Below are 22,118 nucleotides of genomic sequence, written 5' to 3'. Positions count from 1 at the left end.
CTAGACATGATTGTAAATGCTATTCAAAAAATTGGATTTTATAGCAATGATTTCTCCTTGTGTCTCAAAATATTCAATAAAACTACTAAGGAACTTAAAATATGAAAAAATTATCGTGTACAGAGAACTAAAATATATACTGCTTTACTCTAACTTTTTTTTAATCTATTATTTGTTATAAAATTTTGAACTTACATTAAGATATGAAAAAATTAGTAATTGCTATAGCTGTAGCGATAGTCATTATAGCTTTTGTAGCAGTCAACTTTCTAACAAAAGATTCCACTAAACCCCAAACTACTAAAGGATCTCACGATATAACTGTCGTTGCAGCTGAAAACCAATATGGAAGTATAGCTCAGCTTATAGGCGGTAGTAATGTCAAAGTTACTAATATCATAAATAATGCTGATGGCGATCCGCATACTTTTATATCATCAGTTAAGAACGCTAAACTCTTAGCATCAGCTGATGTAATTATTTACAACGGTGCTGATTACGACTCTTGGATCACACCTATTATTCAAAGCAATAAACATGCCAAAATCATTAAGGTACAGGACCTCATAAACTATCCAGAGACTCCAAAATTTGGTATTAATCCACACCTTTGGTATGATCCTGATACATTCCCTGCTCTAGCAAAAAAACTAAAGGAAACATTCTCTGAAGAAGATAGTATTGATAGTAACTTATTTGAAAAAAACCTAGTTAATTTTAATCATAAGTACCAGCAAGTATATAACCTAGTTGGTCAAATTAAGAAGTCTAGTGCAGACACACCTGTAACAGCCACAGAGCCTCTGTTTGGCTATATGTCAGATGCTTTAAACTTAGACATGAAGGGTTTGGCATTCCAGTGGGTAATAATGAATGAATCTGAACCGAGTCCTACTATGATGGTTGATTATCAAAACTTATTCTTAAATAAAGAAGTTAAAGTTCTTTTCTATAATAAGCAAGTTACTGATAATGTCACTAATAAAATGTTAGAACTAGCAGAAGAAAACGATATACCAGTAGTTGGTATTACAGAAACAATGCCTACAAATGAAGATGCTATTACATGGATGGTAAAAACACTGCAAAAAACTGCTGAAGCTCTAGATAAAGCAAACCAATAAAATGATAAGATGTTCAAACTTAGTGATTGGCTACGATAAACCAATCACACAACCTCTTAATCTCGAGATTCCCTCAAATGCTTGGGTAGGTATAGTAGGTAAAAACGGTGTTGGTAAATCAACCTTTTTTAAAACACTATTAGGCAAGATACCAAGCTTCTCAGGGTCTATAACTATTAATGAAAAGAAAGTTGATATCAATACTATAAGCTACATACCACAAGAGAGAGAAATAAACTTTGAAGAAAAAACATCGGGTTACACACTCGTAAAATATAGCTACAAGCCTAGTTCATGGGGGCTACCTCTATTTAATAAAAATTTCAGAGAAAAACTAGACTACTTGATTACCTTGACACAAACTCAAGATTATATTCACAAGCCATTTAAAAATCTTTCTGGTGGTCAAAAAAAACGTATATATTTAGTTCAAGCACTTATAAACAACCCAAAAGTATTACTATTAGATGAGCCTTTATCTGATCTTGATCCAGATGCAAAGCAAAGATTCCTAAGTTGTTTGAGAGCAATTCATAAACAAGAAAATATCACACTACTACTAATCTCTCATGACATGAAAGAGATTAGCTCTCAATTAGATGCATTTATTCATTTTAAAGACGGACAATGCCATTACTGCAATGAGTTACCATGTCTACAGGAGGATATCTGTGTTTAACTATACTTTTATGATTTATGCTTTTATAGCGGGTACTATAATTGCTCTTATTTGCGGGATTATTAGTTTTTTTGTAATTATTAGAAGATTATCATTTGCATCTCATGCACTAGGGCATATTAGCCTTACAGGAGCGTCCGGAGCTGTTCTTCTAAACTTATCTGCCATGACTGGACAGCTTGCTATAAATCTAATTGCAGGTCTTCTCATGGGTGCTTTTGGCGATAAAATCAAAAAGAACGATATTGCAATAGGTATAGTTCTAACTTTCTTTTTAGGGCTTGGTACATATTTCCTATTTTTATATCAAAGTGGCTACTCAGGTTCTGTAATGTCTATACTTGTCGGTAATATTCTGACTGTAACTTTAGAGCAGATTTATATATTGCTTGCCTTAGCTATATTCACCATAGCTCTTCTAGCTGCGATTGCTAGACCGTTATTCATATCATCTATTGACCCCGTATTTGCAGAATCAAAGAGAATCTCAAATAAATTTTTGTCTATACTATTATTTATATGCATAGCAATCACTGTATCTATGGCTTGCCAGATTGTTGGTATATTGTTAGTATTCTCACTACTTATAGGTCCTGCTGCGATTGCTACTCAATGGGTTGATGGATTTTATAAACCTATAGTTCTTAGTACAGCGATATCCATCTTGACGGTTTGGTCTGGAATTATTGCAGCTTATTATATCGATGTTCCTATTAGTTTTTTCATTACTACTATTATCTGTATTTTGTATCTGATAAGTATCATAAAAAACAAATTCTATTAATTTTTGCTAAACTGTCAAATTGTGACTATACCGATGCCTTATTTACCATTATAATTATGCTAGTTTTAGTAGATTTAATATAAAAGATGATAATAACAAAAGAAGTTGAGTATCGTGGAGACGGTGTTTTATTGAAAGGTTTCTGTGCATACCCTGATAGAGGTGCGCACTTACCCGCAGTATTAGTTGCTCCAACATGGGCAGGTAGAGACAACTTTGCTTGTGAGAAAGCTATAGCGATGGCTAAAAGAGGCTACCTAGGATTTGCTATAGATATCTATGGTGAGGGCAAAGTAGGTAGCTCTAAAGAAGAAAATTCTGCTCTTATGAATAATCTATTAGAGGATAAATATGCACTGATGACTAGGCTGAGATCAGCATTTAATGTTGTTAGAAAAATGCCTCGTGTTGATAAATCAAGTATTTCTGCAATAGGTTTCTGCTTTGGTGGTCGATGTGTCCTAGATATGGCTAGATCGAACTTTGAGTTAAAAGCAGCTGTTAGTTTCCATGGATTACTAGAATCCAACATCGTCAAAGAACAAAACATAGATACAAAGATATTAGTACTACACGGCTATAATGACCCTATGGTATCACCAGAGCAGGTCAATAAATTCCAGCAAGAGATGGATATGCGCAAGGCTGAATGGCAATTACATACTTTTGGTAATACGTATCATGCCTTTACAAACCCTAATGCTAATGATCTGGAGTTTGGTACAGTATTTAACAAACTATCAAATAAAAGAGCCTGGAAGCTTGCTGAAGATTTCTTGAGAGAAACTTTTGTTAGTGGGTATTTTTAAATAATCATCTAAGCAAATTCTAACTACAATTCAAAATCTTGAAAAAATCATCTTAATAGTAAATAACTTGTATATCTATAGATAATTAACTATTATCATTATATGGTCTTTAAAATTAATTTTAATTAAAGATTATACATTATGTGCTTATCAAGAATTAAGAGGAGAATACATATGAAAAAGCTACTATTAATCCCTATTATGCTGATAATTATGACAACACTTGTAACTAGCTGTCACCATCATCACAAAAAACATGAATATAGTAACTAACATTAATCTTCCGATAAAGTTTTTAGTGTTCAAGAAATAATGTCATCCTCTTACTTAGTATCTTTCATGATACCAATATATGGCAACTGGCGATATCTATCATTATAATCTAAACCATAACCAACTATAAACTTATCCTCAATTTCAAAGCATATATAGTCTAGGTTTACTTCTCTTTCTAGCCTAGCTGGTTTGAATAGTAAAGTCGCAAATTTCAAGCTCTTTGGTTCTAGCTCAGTTATACCATCCATAAGCTTATGGTAAGTATGTCCAGTATCCACGATATCTTCGACTATAATTACATTTTTACCTTGGATATACTCTTTTTTCAAAGAACCAATAGTAGAGATTACCTTACCCGAACTAACTGTACCAGAACCATAAGACGAAGCCGTCACAAAGTGAGTTCTTAGATCAACTTCTAGCTTCCTAGTTAGATCTGCAAAAAACATAAATGAGCCTTTTAGTACACAAATCAATACAATCTCTTGACCTGCATAATCTTTATTTATTTTATTAGCCAGCTTTGTAATCTCTGTTTCTAGCTGCTCAGCACTTATATATACTTCTGTATTATCTTTAGCAAAACTCATAATTAACCTTTTTTGAAATAATCTTCAAAGAATAAAATCTGTTCTCTAGATGGGCCATAAGCCAATGAGGATATTGGAATACCAATATGATTTTCTATAGTTCTTAAATATGTTTTAAGAGCAGTTGGCATATTTTCTTTCGTCACAACTTCATCAAGAGAGAACGGTTCCATATCTACCAATATAGGCTCGACCTTGTATAGATCTATGCCTGGATAAGCACAGAATATTTCTTTGCCTTCATACTTATAACCTATACATATTTTTAGAGTGTCTAAGTCTGAAAGCACATCTACTTTTGTCAAAGCTATAGATGTAAGATTTGAGCATTTAGCCGAGTATTTAAGTAATGGTAAGTCTAGCCAACCGCATCTACGTGTTCTGCCCGTAGTTACACCTATCTCACCGCCTTTCTTCTGAATAAAGCTACCCACATCATCAAATAACTCAGTAGGGAAAGGACCCTCACCAACTCTAGTAGTATAAGCTTTTGTGATACCTATTACATGATCAAGACTATGTCCTGCAGTTGTTGCACCTGAATACACACCAGCTACAGATGTGCTTGAAGATGTTACAAATGGGTATGTACCATAATCAATATCTAAAAGTACTCCTTGTGCACCTTCATATACAACATTTTTACCTGCAGCAATCGCTTGATCAATTATTGAGAAAGTATCAGCTGAATACTGTTGAAGCTTTTGACCTAATGTATACAATCTCTCAAACTCTTCTTCTAAAGACGGATACTCAACTTTATAAAGATCTCTAAATAACGTCTCTTTCTCTGACAATGAAAGTGCTAATCTTGATCTTAAAACATCTTTGTCAAATAAATGTTTAAATTTGATACCTTTACGTGATACTTTGTCCTCATACGCAGGTCCAATACCTTTACCAGTTGTGCCTATTTTCTCAGTAGTACTACTTTCTCTAACAGCATCTAAAAGCTTGTGATATGAAGTAATAACCGTACAGGATTCTGAGACAAATAGATTATCTGCAGATATCTCAATACCTGTATCTTGTAAACGTGTAATTTCTGCATCTAGAGCTATTGGATCAACAACTACACCATGACCTATTACACATTTTGTGTGCTTATGCAAAACACCTGAAGGAATTAAATGAAGGAATGTTTTTTTACCATTTACGACCAGAGTATGTCCAGCATTATTACCACCTTGATAGCGAACAACTAGATCTGATTTTTCGGCTAATGTATCGGCAATCTTACCTTTGCCTTCATCGCCCCACTGTGCACCAACGATTACAATATTTGACATATTAAATTGAATATCTAAAGATTAAAGTTTTGATACTAAATATACTAATATATTAGTGAGTATTTTACTAGTAAAATATCTGATAAACAAAAGCGTTTTGACTGAGATTTTGTGATTAAAATTGTTATAATAAGATTTTAATTTTAAGCTTTAACACGCCAATAACAAGGAAAAATCATGTCAAAAATAAAAAGGGTTCTAATATCTGTATCTGATAAAACGGGTATTGTTGAATTTGCCAAAGAGTTAAGAAAACATAATGTCGAAATACTTTCAACAGGTGGAACATCAAAAACCCTTAAAGAAGCTGGGCTAAATGTAAAAGATGTATCTGATCACACCCAATTCCCAGAAATCATGAATGGTCGCGTAAAAACTCTTCACCCACTAATTCATGGTGGCATCTTAGCAGATAGAGATAACTCAGAGCATCTACAAGCTATGACAGATAATCATATCGGTGCAATAGACATGGTTGTAGTTAACTTATACCCTTTTGTTAATACTGTTAAATCAGGCGCTGACTTTGACACTTGTATCGAAAATATCGATATAGGTGGGCCATCAATGGTACGTTCATGCGCAAAAAACCATAAGCACACAACTATCGTAACCAACCCTAACCAATATGAAATAGTTGCAAAGGAAATGGCAGATAATGGCGGTCAAACGACTCCAGCTACTCGTCGTAAATTTGCCAAAGAAGCATTTGCCCATACTGCTGAGTATGATAGCCATATTGCAAATTGGTTTAGCAAGGAACTTGATGAAGAGTACCCAGAAAAATTATTTTCAGTAGGAACTCTAAAGCAAGTACTAAGATATGGTGAAAATCCTCATCAAAAAGCAGCCTTATACTCTACTGATACTGACTGTATAAGCATTACAAATGCTAAGCAACTACAAGGTAAAGAACTATCATACAACAACCTAAACGATGCTGATGGTGCATTTGAAATGGTTTGTGAATACTCAGAACCCTCATGTGCGATTATCAAACATGCAAATCCTTGTGGTATCGCATCTGGTAAAAATGCTTATGAAGCTTGGACAAAAGCCCTAGCTTGTGATCCAGTTTCCGCATTTGGTGGCATTGTTGCTTTTAACTGCGAGGTTGACAAAGAATTTGCAGAAGCTCTAGGCAAAATGTTCCTAGAAGTAATAATTGCCCCAAGCTACACTCAAGAAGCTCTTGAAATCTTAGCTGCTAAAAAGAACCTTAGAGTACTAGAGACAGGCAAAGCTTTTGATACAAAATCATCGCGCATGATTAGCAAAAACATTCATGGCGGTATACTATCTCAATCTTATGATAATGGCGGTGTCGATATAGCAGACTGCAAAGTAGTTACAGATAGAGCGCCAACTGAGCAAGAATGGGCTGATCTTATGTTTGCATGGAAAGCTGTTAAATATGTCAAATCTAACGCTATTGTTTATGCTAGAGATACTCAAACAGTCGGTATCGGCGCTGGGCAAATGTCTCGTGTTGACTCTGCTAGAATTGGAGCAGAAAAAGCACAAGCTCATGAAGGTGCTAAAGGTTCTGCTGTAGCTTCAGATGCCTTTTTCCCATTTGCTGATGGTTTAGAAGAGTGTATCAAAGCTGGTGCAACTGCTGTAATCCAACCAGGTGGCTCAAAGAATGACCAAGAAGTTATTGACGCTGCTAACAAAGCAGGCATCACTATGGTCTTTACAGGAATGAGACATTTTAGACATTAATTCTTTATCCTATTTATATCTATCGATTTACATCTTCTAATTATATAGTCACTAATTTTAAGATAATGCCGATGTCAACAATGGCGATATCACTAATATTATTCCAACAAAAATAACAAAATAGATACTTTTAGTTCGACATTTCTCAAGACTCTGTGTTTTAAAAACAATATATGCTGGCACTAAGCAACCCAATATACCAAAGACAGGACCAGATAAAGGTACCAATTTATATACAGGAGCATCAAAAACTATTGAAAGCCATGTCATTAAAAAAATTATTCCTATCACAAGCGTATTTAGACTAAAAATACCCTTTGAGTCCTCTTTTAGCCCTAATTTGATAGCACTATTTCGCAGCAAGCCTTTTAGGGATTCCTCCATACCTGCTAACACACTCAAAAAAGATGTCAAAATAGCACATAAGCTAATAATAATTCCACATGTATATATCAGCATATTTGATATGTGCTGTTTCTCTAAAAGTATAAATGCTGATTGATTATTTTGTGTTGCCTCTAATGCATCAGCTCTAGGAATAACTAGCGAAAATGATAAAACATAAAAACCAATAATAATAACCAAGATCACAAATGCTAAAGTCATGGTTTTTAAAGTTTTAGATAAAACAAAATCCTTATCTTTATTACCATAATACTTGCGATAGCCAATTACCATAGGGCTTAGAGATTGAATAAATAATATCGATGTCAAAGAAAATGGTAACATAATAATACTCTTAGCAACGAACTCGCCAGTATCTGTTGGCATTTCGACAACATTCTTAAGTGACCACAGTGGAATCAAAGATATAGACACCAAGATAATCGCTACAATTAATATAAACACCAAAAAAGTTGATACTCGTACAAATAGTTTCTGACTTTTCATTCCAGTGAATATCAGTACAATCATCAGTAAAGCACTATATAGTGCATTTTGTTCCAGATGCGGGTTTGAACTAATATCAAACATATACAAATATGCTGCTAATGATTTTGCAACAACTTCAGCATATATAATAGTCCATGTTAACATCATCAATAAATATACAGCTCCTAAAAAAATTGCCCATTTACTACCTAGTAATTCAGCTACAGTGTCCTTATATGTTTTTGGTTGCTTTGTAGCAAACAAAGTCTCTATGTATAGCTTTTGAAATAGATAAATACCAGGGTAAGCTATTAGTATTGAGACAACAAAAACTACAAAACCTACAACCCCAACACTCACAGGCACCAATACAATACCGGCACCTACTGCCATACCAATACTGACAACTAACCAACCAAAATCAAATTTATCAAAATTTGCTAAATTTCTCATTTTCAAATAACTTGGATACACGTAATTATATTCTAGCTTTTTTGGCGGTGATTAAAAATGAAGAAATAAAAGATTACAAGACTATTTTTCTAAGAAACAACTACTGTTTCACCCACACTAAATTATTAGTATCAAAACCTAGTGCCTTAGCTTTTTTAACGAAATCATTTTTGACACTTTGTGGCACAGTTTTAGTTCTTGATAATAGCCATAAATAATTCTTATTAGCACCTGCAACGTAGGCATACTTATAGTCATCGTCAAGCTTGAATACTACATAAGCTCCATAAAATGGCCTAAAGAAAGATACTTTGAGATATCCCTTATCATCTTCATCTACAAATTCAGCGATACCTGTTACATAACTTCTCTTACCAGTTGACGGTGTAACTCCACTATTTACCACTTTTATCGAACCATCTGGGTTTAAGCTATACTCAGCGTATACTTCTGTCATGCCCTTTTCAAAATTATTATCAAATCTAGCTATCTCATACCATTTACCTAAATATTTATCTGCCTGAAAGTTCTCCACAGGCTTAATATTATCAGGTTTTGTTACACAGCCAGTTAATAACACTGCAAGCAAAACCACAGCTATTGATAACATTTTTCTCATATTATTCACTTTTAATTTTTTATCCATTACCCAGTATAGTAAACTAACCATGATATTTAACTATAATTAAACTTTTTTAATATTATGCAACTAAGTTATTTTGATCTACTCAAAAAAAACGATTTAACAGAATATAAGCTTTTCATAATCACAGGTGATGAACCTTTACAAAAGCATAATATTATAGAAAAAATAACAGATCAGTTTAAAGCAAAGAGTTATGAAATTTCATATCATGATTTAAATGAGCAAAACTTAGATGTCTTGTATGGTGAAGTTGATAGTTTAAGCTTGTTTGCTATGGATAGGCTTATTCAATTTAGCTTTGATAAACCTCCTCAAAAAAAGCTCCAACAGGCTTTAGTTGATAAACTATCAAATGAAGATGATAATATTTATCTATTGGTTTTCAATGGCATGAAAAAACAAAATATCTCAGCTAAATGGTTCCAGAGCTTGGAGCATCGAGCTGTACACATACGTATTTTTCAACCCAACATAGATAATGCTATAAACATAATAGACTATGAAGCTAAACAACTGGGGCTAACTCTTACAAAAAGTGCTATTCAACTACTAGTCCAAAAAACAGAAGGTAATCTCATTGCCTCTAAACAAATCATCAAACTATTGTCTCGTCAAGAAGTCCAAAACTTTGATGAAAATACAATTCGCCCATTTATACATGAACATGCTAGTTTCGATATATTTGATTTATCTGAGGCCATTTTATCCCAACAAAAAACTAAAGCCCTAAAAATTCTAAATAGCATTTTAGCTGAAAATGATAAACCTCCCTTAATACTATGGGCTATCAAAAGAGAGCTTAGAATAATCTCTCAACTTAAAAACACTCAACCGACATATCATCAAAAGATATTCAAGGATAATAATATTTGGCCCTCAAAGCAGAAATTCTACATCAGTTTAGCTAATAGAGTTAGTATCGACAAAATATCTACAGGTTTTGAAAAATGCCTAGAAGTTGACCTATACATCAAAGGCGCAAAAAAAGGTAATATCCGACTTAAACTCAATGAAATAATTTTTGAAACTTTCTAGTTCAGTTTTGAGTTTTTTTATTGTTAAGCTATAAGTATTATTTACTTTTTTTAGACAGTTGATATTATTAATCAGGATTAATCAATCAATGTTAAGGAATATGTTAAAGATATGAAAGTAGTGACCGCTGAATATATATGGATTGATGGTTCAGATCCTGTACCTGGTCTTAGGTCTAAAGGAAGAGTTTTACCATTTAAAGATTTTGAGACAGCTGACGATTTCCCTGAGTGGAGTTTTGATGGCTCCTCTACAAATCAAGCTACTGGTGATAATTCGGACTGTATTTTAAAGCCCGTTAACTTTGTAATCGATCCACTGAGAGAATGTGGATACCTTGTTATGTGCGAAGTCTATAATCCAGATGGAGAGACTCCACATGCCACTAATAATAGAGCTAAGCTAAGAAATTTACTAGCTAGTACAGACTGTCAAGATATGTGGGCAGGTTTTGAGCAAGAGTATACAATGTTCAAGAATGGTCGTCCATTAGGTTGGCCTGCTAATGGTTTCCCTGGACCTCAGGGACCGTATTACTGTAGCGCTGGTAATAGCAAAGCCTATGGTCGTGATCTAGTAGAGGCTCATATGCAAGCTTGTTTAGACGCCGGAATACTATTTTATGGTATCAATGCTGAAGTTATGCCTGGACAGTGGGAGTTCCAAATTGGTTACAGAGGTGTCGAAGGCGAAGATGCCGGAATACTGAACATATCTGATCATACACATTTAGCAAGATGGCTTTTAGAAAGACTTGGTGAAGAGTATGGTATAGATATTTCATTTGATAATAAGCCTATCAAAGGTGACTGGAATGGTGCAGGTCTTCATACAAATTTCTCTACAAGTAAAACAAGAGATCCAGAAACAGGTAGAGAAGCGATTAAGAAAATATGCGCTTCATTAGAAAAAAATCATAAAATAGACATACTAAACTATGGACATAATCTTCACGAAAGGTTAACAGGCGAATTAGAAACATCTGATATGAGTACTTTTAGTGTCGGAGATGCTGACAGAGGCTGTTCTATTAGAATCCCTAGACCTGTTGCTCTTAAGGGTTATGGCTACCTTGAAGATAGAAGGCCTGGTGCGAACTCTGATCCATATGTAGTTGCTATGGCTTTAGCAAACGCTGCTATTAACTAGCCTAAGCGTTTCTATATATTAAATCTCTCTTTTTTTATGTAAAATAAAATCCATACAATCTTTAAAACATATCTAAATGAAAACAAAAATGATTAGAGCTAGAGCTACTAATGAAAACTACTATGCAAATATCTTTAATGCTATTAGTGATAAAGATGGTTTTTTGACAAAAACTGATGTATTAGCCATTTTAGATGATGCTGGTATAGCTAGTGATGATCCACGCACCAAAAAGCTGAGAGCTGAACTAGATGGGTTAACGGTCATAGATAAGATTGACTTTAACAAATTCAAGGAAATGACCTTAGAGAGTAGTAGTAGTATCATTGAAAAATCTGTCAATAAAGGCTTTATGATACCTAACTTTAAGGATTTCCAAAAAGAGATTAAAGAAATCTATGAAGAAACCAAAAAGAATGTGTCTGGCAAAAATGCAGACTACATCCCCCAATTAGCGCGAGTAGATTCTGAGCTTTTTGCAGTTGCCTTTTGTAGTGTTGATGGCCAAATGATTACTTTGGGCGATTTCTTACACCCATATTGTGTACAATCCACTGCAAAAGCTATTACATACTGTATTGCAACAGAAGAAAATGGCGAGGATAAGGTTCACAAACATGTAGGCAGGGAACCAAGTGGTATTACGTTTAACGCAATCGCATTAAATAAGTATGATTTACCTCATAACCCAATGATAAACTCCGGCGCAATTATGACCTGCTCACTGATTAAACCCGAATGGAATTTAGCAGATAGATTTGAATACATAACAAATGTTTGGAAAAATTTAGCAGGTGGTGAATCTATTGGTTTTGATAATGCGGTATATCATTCTGAAAAAGAAACTGCCGATAGGAACTATGCCCTAGCTCACTTTATGAAAGAGGTTGGAGCATTTCCAGAAGGTACTAATATTCATACATCATTAGATTTCTACTTTCAAACATGCTCGATTCAGATCAATGCAAAAAAAATGGCTAAAATCATGGGATCAATTGCTAATGGTGGTATATGTCCTTTTACTCACAAAAAGATCTTTTCTCCGACAACAGTTCGTAACTGTTTATCTATGATGTACTCTTGTGGAATGTATGACTTCTCAGGTGAATACGCATTTTCTGTTGGACTGCCAGCAAAATCAGGCGTATCAGGTGCATTAGTTATAGCCATACCAAATGTTGGTGGTTTTGCAATATTTTCCCCGCGCTTGGACAATAATCACAACTCTGTTAGGGGTGTAGAGTTTAGCAAAAGATTAGTAGAAAAATTTAGTTTTCACAACTATGACCATATCACTCATTGTGACAAAATTAATCCTATTGAGAGTAGAGTAACTATAGAGTCAAACCTAACTCTTGAACTAATCTGGGCTGCTAGTAATGGAGATCTTTCAGAAATAAAAAGAGCAGTCGCATTAGGAGTTGATATTAGCAAAGGAGATTATGATAAAAGAACAGCTCTTCACTTGGCTGCTGCTGAAGGTCATGAAGATGTTGTCAAGTACCTCATCCGCAAAGGAGCAAATCCCACTATTAAAGACAGATGGGGCAAAACTCCTCTTGATGATGCTAGAGCTAATAGCTACAGTCATATTGTAAGATTATTAGAAAAAGTTTCATCATAGAAACAGGTAAACTCTTATACTTAACTATCATCTTTACTTATATCTTATCAAATTATCTGATAATAGCTGGTTGCTTTTATTTTTTAACTCATATATCTTTACTACGGATTAGTTAATTTAAAATCTACAAATAAGGATTTGATTCATGAGTAAATTCATTAATAAAATACTATCAGTAATAGAAATGTTCATATTTGGAATTCGCTGGCTTCAAGCACCAATCTATTTGCTTTTATCACTAGTTCTATTTGGCTTTATCTACGAAATATATCATGAACTTCACCATTTATTTACTGCTTATAGTACCATTGATGAAGATCAACTTATTATACTAGCTCTGACACTATGTGACGTTGTACTAGTAGCAAATCTTGTAGTAATTGTAGTAATAAGTGGCTATGAAAACTTCGTAAGTAAAATGAACCTTGATAAAAAAGGTGGTGGTCAACCTGTTTGGATTAAAAAGCTATCTCCAAATGCAGTTAAATTAAAGATTGCAGGCTCTATTATAGGTATTTCTTCAATATCTCTTTTGAAGAAGTTTCTAGAAGTATCTCATTCATCTGATAGAGATTTAGCATGGTCAGCAGCTATCCACTTAGTATTTGTAATATCTGCACTACTAATCGCATTTACTTCATTTATAGAAGGTAAATCTCACAAAGCTAGCTATGATGATGATCACTAGTAACTTTACTGTCCTAAATATTATTTTCTACGCCCGAGATCTTCATCCTCAGGCTTGCCTTGGATAATTCTAGTACGCTCATCACAAGAAACTAACATATTTTCATCAAATTTAAAGAAAGCATGAACTTCAGCTATTAGTTTACGATTATCCAGCTTGATATTAGCATATACTCTATGCAAAGAGGCTACCATATCACCCTCTTCTACTAGATGAACAAACTCAAATCTAACACTTTCAACAACTTCACGTTGTTTTTTGATGTACTCAATAAAGCCCTCGTAATCAATCGCATGGCCATCAACAACTTGTTTATAATCTAAACGTACAAATTTTTGAATAAAATTTTCGGGATCGATATCTGGATTGTAGATATTTTCAAATAAAGATTTTAATAAGCTTTTTTTCGACTCTTTTTACTCAGGCTTCATATGTGGGAACAATATTACATCTCTGATAGATTGCGAATTCGTTAGATACATTACTAATCTATCAATACCTATACCTTGACCAGCTGTAGGAGGCATACCGTATTCTAATGCTCGAATATAATCTTTGTCATAAGGCATTGCTTCATCATCACCAGATGCTGCTGCTTCAACCTGCTTTCTGAAACGTTCCGCCTGATCTTCTGCATCATTTAGCTCGGAGAAGCCATTGGCAATCTCACGCGCACCAACAAAGAACTCAAATCTATCTGTAAACTCAGGATTACCATCTTGTCTACGCGCTAAAGGTGAAACTACAGCTGGATAATCTGTGATAAATGTTGGTTGAATTAGTTGATGCTCAACAGTTTCTTCAAATATTTCATTTATTAGGTGACCAAGCTCGTGATAAGCTTCTACTTTTATCTTCAGCTTCTCTGCAAGTGCTTTTGCAGATTCAAATGTTGCTAAATCTTCTTTGGTAATATCATCATTATATTTGACGATTGAATCAACCATTGAAATACGCTCATACTTACCACCAAAGTTAATCTTATACTCACCATACTCAAGTATTTCACTACCTATAACCTCTTGTACAAGTTTAGACAACATGTCTTCTGTTAGATCCATAAGATCATTATAATCAGCATACGCCATATAGAACTCTAGCATTGTAAATTCCGGGTTATGACGAGAAGAAACACCTTCGTTTCTGAAATTACGATTTATCTCATAAACACGCTCAAAACCACCTACAACAAGCCTTTTTAGATAAAGCTCAGGAGCAATTCTTAGATAAAGTGGCATATCTAAAGCATTATGATGGGTTTTAAATGGTTTTGCAGCCGCACCACCCTGTAAAACATGCATCATTGGAGTCTCTACTTCCATAAAGCTTAAACTATCAAAATAATTACGGATAAAGCTAACAACCTTTGAGCGAACCTTAAAAACTTCACGAGCTTTTTCGTTTGTAATTAGATCAACATATCTTTGACGATATCTCATTTCTTGATCTGCTAAACCATGGAATTTATCGGGTAATGGTCTAATTGCTTTTGTTAGAATTTCAAAATGACTTGCTTCAACAGAAAGCTCACCAGTATTTGTCTTAAACATAGTACCTGTGATACCAACTATATCACCTAAGTCACATAGATTTTTGAATGTGTTATATTGACCTTCTGGTAAGTCACTCTTCTTCAAATAAACTTGGATTCTACCAGAATAATCTTGAAGTGTGATAAATGAAGCTTTACCCATTACACGACGCAAAACCACTCTACCAGTTACATTATAAGTTTTTTTATCTTCTAACGCTTCTAGCTCTTGTTTTGAGTAATGTGCATATTGATTCTGTAAATCATGAGCAACTACATTTCTTCTAAAACCATTTGGATGACTGATACCGTTATTTTGATCTGCTAGTGTTTGAAGCTTTTCTTTCCTAAGCCCCATTTGCGAACTTTCTTGCATATCTGTTACATGTTTTTTAACAAGTACAGATACCTTCTCTTTTACGCTTTCATTTATCTCACTAATGCCTTCTAGAGATTTGCTAACTTGCTCTCTAAGCTTACCTCTTACAGCGTCTTTAACTGTAATATCATTAGCATCCAAATACTCTTTAATCGAATTTTTTATTAAATCTTTTAATTTACTCATTTTAAACCTTATTACATTCTCTACGGTTTTGTATATATCTCTGCGATGAAAAAACATGTCGCTCGCTACAACCTATGTAGTAAGTAGCGAAACTTTATTTATCAAACTATTTATTATAACCCACTTTTTAGGCTAGCCTCAATAAACTTATCTAAATCACCATCTAAAACTGCTTGTGTATTTGTATTCTCAACACCCGTTCTTAAATCTTTGATTCGAGACTGGTCTAAAACGTAAGAACGAATCTGACTTCCCCAGCCAATATCAGCCTTTGTATCTTCGAGAGCATTTTTCTCAGCATTACGCTTTTGTAGCTCCATTTCATATAACTTTGACTTTAGTTGTTTCATCGCACTATCACGGTTTTTATGCTGTGACCTATCGCTTTGGCTTTGTACAACAATATTTGTAGGAATATGAGTTATTCTCACCGCAGAATCCGTTTTGTTGACATGCTGTCCACCGGCTCCTGATGCTCTATATGTGTCAACACGCAGATCTGCTGGATTAATTTCTATATCAATATCATCATCAACTTCCGGAGATATAAATACTGATGCAAAAGATGTATGACGCTTGCTATTTGAGTCAAATGGCGATTTTCTCACTAGCCTGTGAATACCTGTCTCAGTTCTCAACCAACCATAAGCATATTCACCCTCAACTTTTAGCGTACATCCTTTGATACCTGCAACATCACCATCTGATACATCATCAACGGTTACCTTGAAGCCATGACTATCTGCCCAACGCATATACATACGCATCAGCATTTCAGCCCAATCCTGTGCTTCTGTACCACCTGAACCTGATTGAATATCCAAAAAGGCATTATTAGGATCCATCTGACCAGAAAACATTCTACGAAACTCTAGCTTTTCAATTTCAGCTGTGACATCTTGAGTATCTTTAGCAATCTCTTGCATCAAAGATTCATCTTCTTCAGCAAGCTCAAGTAGCTCTGTCAAAGTTTCTAGAGTTTCTGAAATATGCTCACAACTGTGCACAACATTCTCAAGCTCTACTTTTTGTCTGCCCAAGTTTTGTGCATACTCTGGATTATCCCAAATAGAGCCATCTTCTAGCTCCATGAGAACTTCTGTTAGCTTTTCTTTTTTGACATCATAGTCAAAGATAGTCCCGTAAAGATTCAATACGGGCCGTTAGATCTTTTAATACAATCTTATAATTTATAGATTCCATTTTTATAGATATTTATTGGTTAGAATTTGTGTATAGATTTTATATTTTTGTGCTGAATTTTACAAACAAAGAGTATTGAAAGTTATTTAAATACTCTCTTATTCTTTTAGCCTAACTCTGCTATCATTTATTACAAGATTTCTAATAAAAAAATTTACAGATGTCATATCAAGCATTAGCTCGTAAATATAGACCACAATCATTCTCAGAAGTTGCAGGGCAACAGCATGCACTCAATAGTCTAGTACATGCTCTAGAAACACAAAAAGTCCATCATGCTTACTTATTCACAGGTACTCGAGGAGTCGGTAAGACAACTCTTGGTAGACTACTAGCAAAATGTCTAAACTGTAAAACTGGCGTCACCGCAGAGCCATGTAATAAGTGCGAAAACTGTCTAGCAATCAATAATAATAGTTTTATAGATTTGATTGAGATTGACGCTGCATCGCGCACAGGAGTCGAAGAGACAAAAGAGATTTTAGATAATATCCAATATATGCCGTCTCAAGGTCGCTATAAAGTATATCTGATAGATGAAGTTCACATGTTATCCAAACAGAGCTTCAATGCTCTACTAAAAACATTAGAAGAGCCACCTGAATATGTCAAGTTTATATTAGCAACCACAGATTATCATAAAATACCCGTCACAATACTTTCACGTTGTATACAACTACATCTGAAGCATATCTCACAATCAGATATCAAGGATCAGCTAAAAGTAGTTCTTAATAAAGAAAATATAAGCTCTGATGAACAATCACTAGACTATATCGCATACCATGCAAAAGGTAGCCTTAGAGATGCTCTAAGTTTACTTGATCAAGCCATAAGCTTTTGTAGTGGGGAGCTTAAGCAAGCACAAATCAAACAGATGCTTGGAATCATAGACAGCGAAGAAGTCTATAATATTATCGAAGCTATTATCGAAAATAACCCAAGCGCGGTATTACCTGCTGTAAAAAATTTAACTCTTACAGAAAGTAATGCTGATGCTGTATTAGACAGAATCGCTGAGATATGGTTTGCTTGTTGTATTTATAGTTTTACACAGTCGCTAGATGCCATAAATGATATTGATATTGATATCATCAATAAGGTTCTTGGCAAAATATCAGTAGAACAAGCACACTTCTTATATCAACTGACTATCACAGCCAAAAAGGATATCTCCCTTGCACCTAGCTTTGAGACTGGAGTGACAATGGCTGTACTTAGACTAATAGCTTTCCAAAAAAACTTAACTAGTAACCATTTATTAACAACTGGCTCAAATATCTCTTCAGAGACTAAAAATGACATCAAAGCCCTAAAGAATGCTTTGCACGCACAGCCACAGCCACAGCCACAGCCACAGCCACAGCCACAGCCACAGCCACAGCCACAGCCACAGCCACAGCCACAGCCACAGCCACAGCCACAGCCACAGCCACAGCCACAGCCACAGCCACAGCCACAAAGGCAGCATAGCATACCAACTAGTAAAAACAACTCTTCTGAACCAACATATATGGAGAATGTACAAGAAGAATCTTTAGATAAGAAATGGTTTAATCAACTTACAAGAATTAAGCTAAAAGGATTCACTAAAACATTGGCATACAATAGTCACTTACTTAATGAGTCTGATGAATCTTATGAAATTCAGCTAAATGATGATGCAAAAAAAATTCTTGAGCTTGACCCTCAAAGTTTAGCTAAACTTCAATCAGCTATTAGCCAATATTTGAATAACCCAAGCTTTAGATTAGATATTAAAAACCTACCAAGCATTAACGCTAACTCTAATAGCAAGTCTCCAGCTGAAATAAAAACTCAAAGAGCTATTAAAAAAATTCATAATGATGAAAATGTCAAACTTGTTAAGGAAGCCCTTAATATAGATATTAAAAATGAAGATATAATTTTAACTGATTAAAAGAAGTTATATCAAAGCATCAACCTGTTGTTTTATTGCATCAAAATTAGCTTTAAAGTCACTATTTTGTTTCAATGCACTATATACAACATTACCCATCACTCTCCCAGCCTGCACATCACTTCTCCAATGAGCGCCGCAGATGACTCTACTATCTCCATAGTCCATTCCTCTAGTCAAAATTTGCTCTCTATAATTAGGTAGAAGATCAGCTATCGTATACGCAACAACCATACCCCTTGTTGAATGTGCTGAAGGATATGAATGGTGTGGATCAGGGTCAGTGCTAGGATCAGAATGAGTACAAACATTCTTACTGTAATAAACATATGGACGCTGTCTTTGATAATGGTCTTTTGCCTCTGTTGTAGAGTTTTTTCCATCATAAATAACCTTTTGGAAAAAGTCAGAATGACTCTTTAACAGTTGCTTAAGTTGCTCTTTCTTTTCTTCTGAAATATTTGAATCCAAAGGCAAAGCATCTATAAATATGTTAATAAAATTATCTGGATCTGTATTAGCATCATTAATAGCTTGACTATATCTCTCTTTAGATATTTCTTTTGCATTAAAAAAACGACTCTCTACAAAAATTTGATTTGATATGTTCTGATCTTCTGCAAATGATGGTAATAAGTTTGAAACTGGAACAGGTACTTTTGATGCAGGTTCATTAGGTGTTTCAGGAGGAGGTGGCAATATTGCTAAACCATTAGGAAGCTTATCTCCACTTAAAAAGCCATCCCCTGCTGCGAAAGCTATAGTCGCACAAACAAAAGAAAGTAATACTATTATTTTTTTCATATTTTTGTATTTCCTTATTTTTATAAATATTCAGGAATTATACAAAAATGAATCAATAAGACTAAATATATACTATTGATAATAATAATAAGAAAATCTTATAAGGGTTAGATATATTCCCACGCATCTTTATCAGCAAGAATAGCATGTAAAAGTTTATTATTAAGGGTATGACCAGATTTAAAGCAATTAAAATGTCCTAGTATATAACCACCAACATAAAAGTCGCCAATTGCATCTAGCAACTTATGTCTTACAAATTCATCTGCATATCTCAAACCACCATCATTAAGTACACCATCATTTGAAATACCAACAGCATTATCAAGTGAGGCTCCTTTTGCAAGATTGTTTTGGTGTAAGTATGCAAGCTGCTCGTAGAAGCCAAAAGTTCTAGCCTTTGAAACCATCTTAATATACTCATCTAGGTTATACTCAAATAGTATATGATCATTTGTCGCAGCAATTACAGGATGATCCCACTCAATCTTAAACTCATACTTAAGATTATCACTAGGTAAAACCTCTGCAAATTTATCTTCATGCTCAACTCTAACAGGCTTTAATATCTTTATACCTTTACGATTAGATTCTTGCTCAACGATACCAGCTTCTTTTAATAGCTGAGTGAACTCATAAGAGCTTCCATCCATCACTGGTAACTCTGGTGCATTTACTTCAATAAGGACGTTATCAACCTCAAACATCGCAAATGCAGACATTAAATGTTCAATAGTCGATACCGATAAGCTCTGATCATCATCCTTTGTTAATAAAGTACACATTATAGCTTCTTTAATATTAGATGGAGTTACTTTGATATCAACTACAGGGCTAAGATCAGCTCTACGAAATACTATGCCAGTATCGACATTTGCAGGTTTAACAACCATAGAAACATCAACACCGGAATGCAAACCAATACCCGTAACCGAAAATTCTTTTGTTATAGTTTTTTGCTTCATATTTACTCTCTATTATTAAATTTTAACACTTCAATTTAGCTAACATAATATAGCAATGACAGTAGCAACCTTGCAGATTATCATATACTACAAAAATACAATTACTGTAATCGATAAATTAAATTATATATATCAAAAAACCATATTGATATAGAATCACTGAGATTTTAAGGCTATATCAATATATTTAAATTACTAGAGTTATAAAGAAAAATTATCTTCTTCTAAGGAAACTTGGAATATCTGATTTATTAACATCTTCAGATTCTGTTTTTGGAGCACTAGCAGAAGAGCTAGATACATCATCATTCCTAGAGAAAGATGGTGATGGTTTGCTTGAGAAACTTTGAGGTTGACTAGAAGTTGTCTTTTCTACACCAAAGCCTCTTTTCATAGCAACTTTTTCAATACCAGTAACTACAACTGTCACTTTCATAGAGTCTGTCATATCAGGATCGATAACTGTACCAGCAATTACAATAGCTTCATCTGAGATGAATGATCTAATTACTTCACCAACTTCTTCAAACTCACCAATTGACATATCCATGCCAGCCGTTATGTTTACAATAACACCTTTTGCGCCATCAAGATTAATATCTTCTAATAACGGGCTAGAAATAGCAGCCTCTGCAGCTTCTCTTGCTCTATTCTCACCATTAGCTTCACCCATACCCATCATAGCTAGACCCATATCAGTCATCACAGCTCTAACATCAGCGAAGTCAACGTTAATAAGACCTGGCTTAGTAATAAGTTCAGAAACACCTTTAACAGCATTTCCTAATACATCATTTGCTGCATTAAATGCATCCAAAAGAGATGCTCCTTTGCCAAGAACACTTAAAAGCTTTTCATTTGGTACTGTAATAATTGAGTCAACATGTTGAGTTAATTCATCTATACCATACTCAGCAGCTTTCATCCTTCTAGGACCCTCAAATGGGAAAGGCTTAGTAACTACTGCTACAGTCAGTATACCCATTTCTTTTGCCACTTCAGCTACTACAGGCGCACCACCAGTACCTGTTCCACCACCCATACCAGCTGTGATGAAAACCATATCAGCACCTTCTAGAAGTTGCTCAATTTTTGCTCTATCTTCAGTTGCTGCTCTTTTACCAATTTCAGGATTTGCACCAGCGCCTAGACCTTTTGTAAGATTAGTACCAATTTGTAATACATTTTGTACTTTCGACTTTGATAATGCTTGACCATCTGTATTTAATGCAAAAAACTCAACATCAGTAACATCTTCACACATGTGCTGAACAGCGTTACCGCCACCGCCACCAACTCCAACAACTTTAATTATGGCATTTGAGACCATTGAATCATTAAAATCAAACATACATTTACTCCTTTACTTTCGATTCATTATTGCT

At 34.5% G+C, this 22,118-nt stretch carries 20 protein-coding genes; 10 read left to right on the top strand and 10 right to left on the bottom strand.

Annotation, left to right across the window (positions count from 1 at the left end; all coding sequences use genetic code 11):
* Positions 1 to 203: 203 nt before the first annotated feature.
* The 4 genes from F3D57_RS06530 (at position 204) to F3D57_RS06515 (ending at position 3,396) form a co-directional block, all read left to right on the top strand.
* The gene (locus F3D57_RS06530) at positions 204 to 1,124 is read left to right on the top strand and encodes a metal ABC transporter solute-binding protein, Zn/Mn family (RefSeq protein WP_150465636.1); all 921 of its coding nucleotides are present in this window, start codon (positions 204 to 206) and stop codon (positions 1,122 to 1,124) included.
* Between the two features lies 1 nt (position 1,125).
* Positions 1,126 to 1,803, top strand: a complete 678-nt coding sequence (locus F3D57_RS06525; RefSeq protein WP_150465635.1) for a metal ABC transporter ATP-binding protein — start codon at positions 1,126 to 1,128, stop codon at positions 1,801 to 1,803.
* Positions 1,724 to 2,587: a metal ABC transporter permease gene (locus F3D57_RS06520; RefSeq protein ID WP_150465634.1), complete on the top strand. Its 864-nt coding sequence runs from the start codon at positions 1,724 to 1,726 to the stop codon at positions 2,585 to 2,587. The genes F3D57_RS06525 and F3D57_RS06520 overlap by 80 nt, the downstream gene beginning before the upstream one ends.
* An 86-nt stretch (positions 2,588 to 2,673) precedes the next feature.
* Positions 2,674 to 3,396 carry a dienelactone hydrolase family protein gene (locus tag F3D57_RS06515; RefSeq protein WP_150465633.1) on the top strand — a complete coding sequence of 241 codons (723 nt, stop codon included), beginning with the start codon at positions 2,674 to 2,676 and terminating at the stop codon, positions 3,394 to 3,396.
* 323 nt (positions 3,397 to 3,719) lie between these two features.
* Here F3D57_RS06515 and hpt read toward each other — a convergent pair whose 3' ends face one another.
* Both hpt and F3D57_RS06505 read right to left on the bottom strand, forming a co-directional pair.
* Positions 3,720 to 4,262: a hypoxanthine phosphoribosyltransferase gene (gene hpt / locus F3D57_RS06510; RefSeq protein WP_150465632.1), complete on the bottom strand. Its 543-nt coding sequence runs from the start codon at positions 4,260 to 4,262 to the stop codon at positions 3,720 to 3,722.
* Between the two features lie 2 nt (positions 4,263 to 4,264).
* Entirely contained in the window at positions 4,265 to 5,551 is a 1,287-nt protein-coding gene (locus F3D57_RS06505) for an adenylosuccinate synthase (protein WP_150463490.1), read from the bottom strand.
* 177 nt (positions 5,552 to 5,728) lie between these two features.
* On the opposite strand from F3D57_RS06505, the gene purH reads away from it, so the two are divergent.
* On the top strand, positions 5,729 to 7,276 hold the full coding sequence (gene purH / locus F3D57_RS06500) for a bifunctional phosphoribosylaminoimidazolecarboxamide formyltransferase/IMP cyclohydrolase (protein WP_150465631.1): 1,548 nt from the start codon (positions 5,729 to 5,731) through the stop codon (positions 7,274 to 7,276).
* Between the two features lie 57 nt (positions 7,277 to 7,333).
* Here purH and F3D57_RS06495 read toward each other — a convergent pair whose 3' ends face one another.
* Both F3D57_RS06495 and F3D57_RS06490 read right to left on the bottom strand, forming a co-directional pair.
* Positions 7,334 to 8,602 carry an aromatic amino acid transport family protein gene (locus tag F3D57_RS06495; RefSeq protein ID WP_150465630.1) on the bottom strand — a complete coding sequence of 423 codons (1,269 nt, stop codon included), beginning with the start codon at positions 8,600 to 8,602 and terminating at the stop codon, positions 7,334 to 7,336.
* Positions 8,603 to 8,702: 100 nt separating this feature from the next.
* Complete coding sequence (locus F3D57_RS06490; RefSeq protein ID WP_150465629.1) at positions 8,703 to 9,221, bottom strand: lipocalin family protein; 519 nt, start codon at positions 9,219 to 9,221, stop codon at positions 8,703 to 8,705.
* 84 nt (positions 9,222 to 9,305) lie between these two features.
* Here F3D57_RS06490 and holA point away from each other — a divergent pair, with 84 nt between their 5' ends.
* From holA to F3D57_RS06470, 4 genes are all read left to right on the top strand, one after another.
* On the top strand, positions 9,306 to 10,283 hold the full coding sequence (gene holA, locus F3D57_RS06485) for a DNA polymerase III subunit delta (RefSeq protein ID WP_150465628.1): 978 nt from the start codon (positions 9,306 to 9,308) through the stop codon (positions 10,281 to 10,283).
* Between the two features lie 111 nt (positions 10,284 to 10,394).
* On the top strand, positions 10,395 to 11,432 hold the full coding sequence (locus tag F3D57_RS06480) for a glutamine synthetase beta-grasp domain-containing protein (protein ID WP_149369099.1): 1,038 nt from the start codon (positions 10,395 to 10,397) through the stop codon (positions 11,430 to 11,432).
* Between the two features lie 76 nt (positions 11,433 to 11,508).
* Positions 11,509 to 13,056 (top strand): glutaminase A, encoded by a 1,548-nt coding sequence (gene glsA, locus F3D57_RS06475; protein ID WP_150465627.1) that lies wholly within the window; start codon positions 11,509 to 11,511, stop codon positions 13,054 to 13,056.
* A 145-nt stretch (positions 13,057 to 13,201) separates the two neighbouring features.
* A complete protein-coding gene (locus F3D57_RS06470) occupies positions 13,202 to 13,744 on the top strand; it encodes a TIGR00645 family protein (RefSeq protein WP_013921953.1) in 543 nt (180 codons plus the stop codon).
* Between the two features lie 20 nt (positions 13,745 to 13,764).
* Here F3D57_RS06470 and F3D57_RS06465 read toward each other — a convergent pair whose 3' ends face one another.
* The 3 genes from F3D57_RS06465 to prfB all read right to left on the bottom strand — a co-directional run bounded on the left by F3D57_RS06465 (position 13,765) and on the right by prfB (position 17,043).
* A complete protein-coding gene (locus F3D57_RS06465; RefSeq protein ID WP_150465626.1) occupies positions 13,765 to 13,938 on the bottom strand; it encodes an RNA-binding protein in 174 nt (57 codons plus the stop codon).
* A gap of 222 nt (positions 13,939 to 14,160) precedes the next feature.
* On the bottom strand, positions 14,161 to 15,840 hold the full coding sequence (gene lysS / locus F3D57_RS06455) for a lysine--tRNA ligase (RefSeq protein WP_411961502.1): 1,680 nt from the start codon (positions 15,838 to 15,840) through the stop codon (positions 14,161 to 14,163).
* A gap of 113 nt (positions 15,841 to 15,953) precedes the next feature.
* Positions 15,954 to 17,043, bottom strand: a protein-coding gene (gene prfB / locus F3D57_RS06450; protein WP_150465624.1) for a peptide chain release factor 2 whose coding sequence is annotated in 2 segments (ribosomal slippage) — positions 15,954 to 16,970 and positions 16,972 to 17,043 — 1,089 coding nt in all. Because the reading frame shifts where the segments join, the coding sequence is not laid out codon by codon here.
* Between the two features lie 160 nt (positions 17,044 to 17,203).
* On the opposite strand from prfB, the gene dnaX reads away from it, so the two are divergent.
* Positions 17,204 to 18,964, top strand: a complete 1,761-nt coding sequence (dnaX, locus tag F3D57_RS06445; protein ID WP_150465623.1) for a DNA polymerase III subunit gamma/tau — start codon at positions 17,204 to 17,206, stop codon at positions 18,962 to 18,964.
* 6 nt (positions 18,965 to 18,970) lie between these two features.
* On the opposite strand, the gene F3D57_RS06440 is transcribed toward dnaX, so the two are convergent.
* The 3 genes from F3D57_RS06440 to ftsZ all read right to left on the bottom strand — a co-directional run bounded on the left by F3D57_RS06440 (position 18,971) and on the right by ftsZ (position 22,084).
* On the bottom strand, positions 18,971 to 19,768 hold the full coding sequence (locus tag F3D57_RS06440) for a phosphatase PAP2 family protein (RefSeq protein ID WP_150465622.1): 798 nt from the start codon (positions 19,766 to 19,768) through the stop codon (positions 18,971 to 18,973).
* Between the two features lie 107 nt (positions 19,769 to 19,875).
* On the bottom strand, positions 19,876 to 20,733 hold the full coding sequence (lpxC, locus tag F3D57_RS06435; protein WP_150465621.1) for a UDP-3-O-acyl-N-acetylglucosamine deacetylase: 858 nt from the start codon (positions 20,731 to 20,733) through the stop codon (positions 19,876 to 19,878).
* Between the two features lie 214 nt (positions 20,734 to 20,947).
* Positions 20,948 to 22,084: a cell division protein FtsZ gene (ftsZ, locus tag F3D57_RS06430; RefSeq protein ID WP_150465620.1), complete on the bottom strand. Its 1,137-nt coding sequence runs from the start codon at positions 22,082 to 22,084 to the stop codon at positions 20,948 to 20,950.
* Positions 22,085 to 22,118 lie beyond the last annotated feature (34 nt).

This window comes from Francisella sp. SYW-2, from assembly GCF_008711475.1.
In the GTDB taxonomy this organism is placed as follows: Bacteria; Pseudomonadota; Gammaproteobacteria; order Francisellales; family Francisellaceae; genus Francisella; species Francisella salimarina.
Note: the sequence above shows the minus strand (reverse complement) of the source record. Positions and strands in the feature narration are given on the sequence as shown.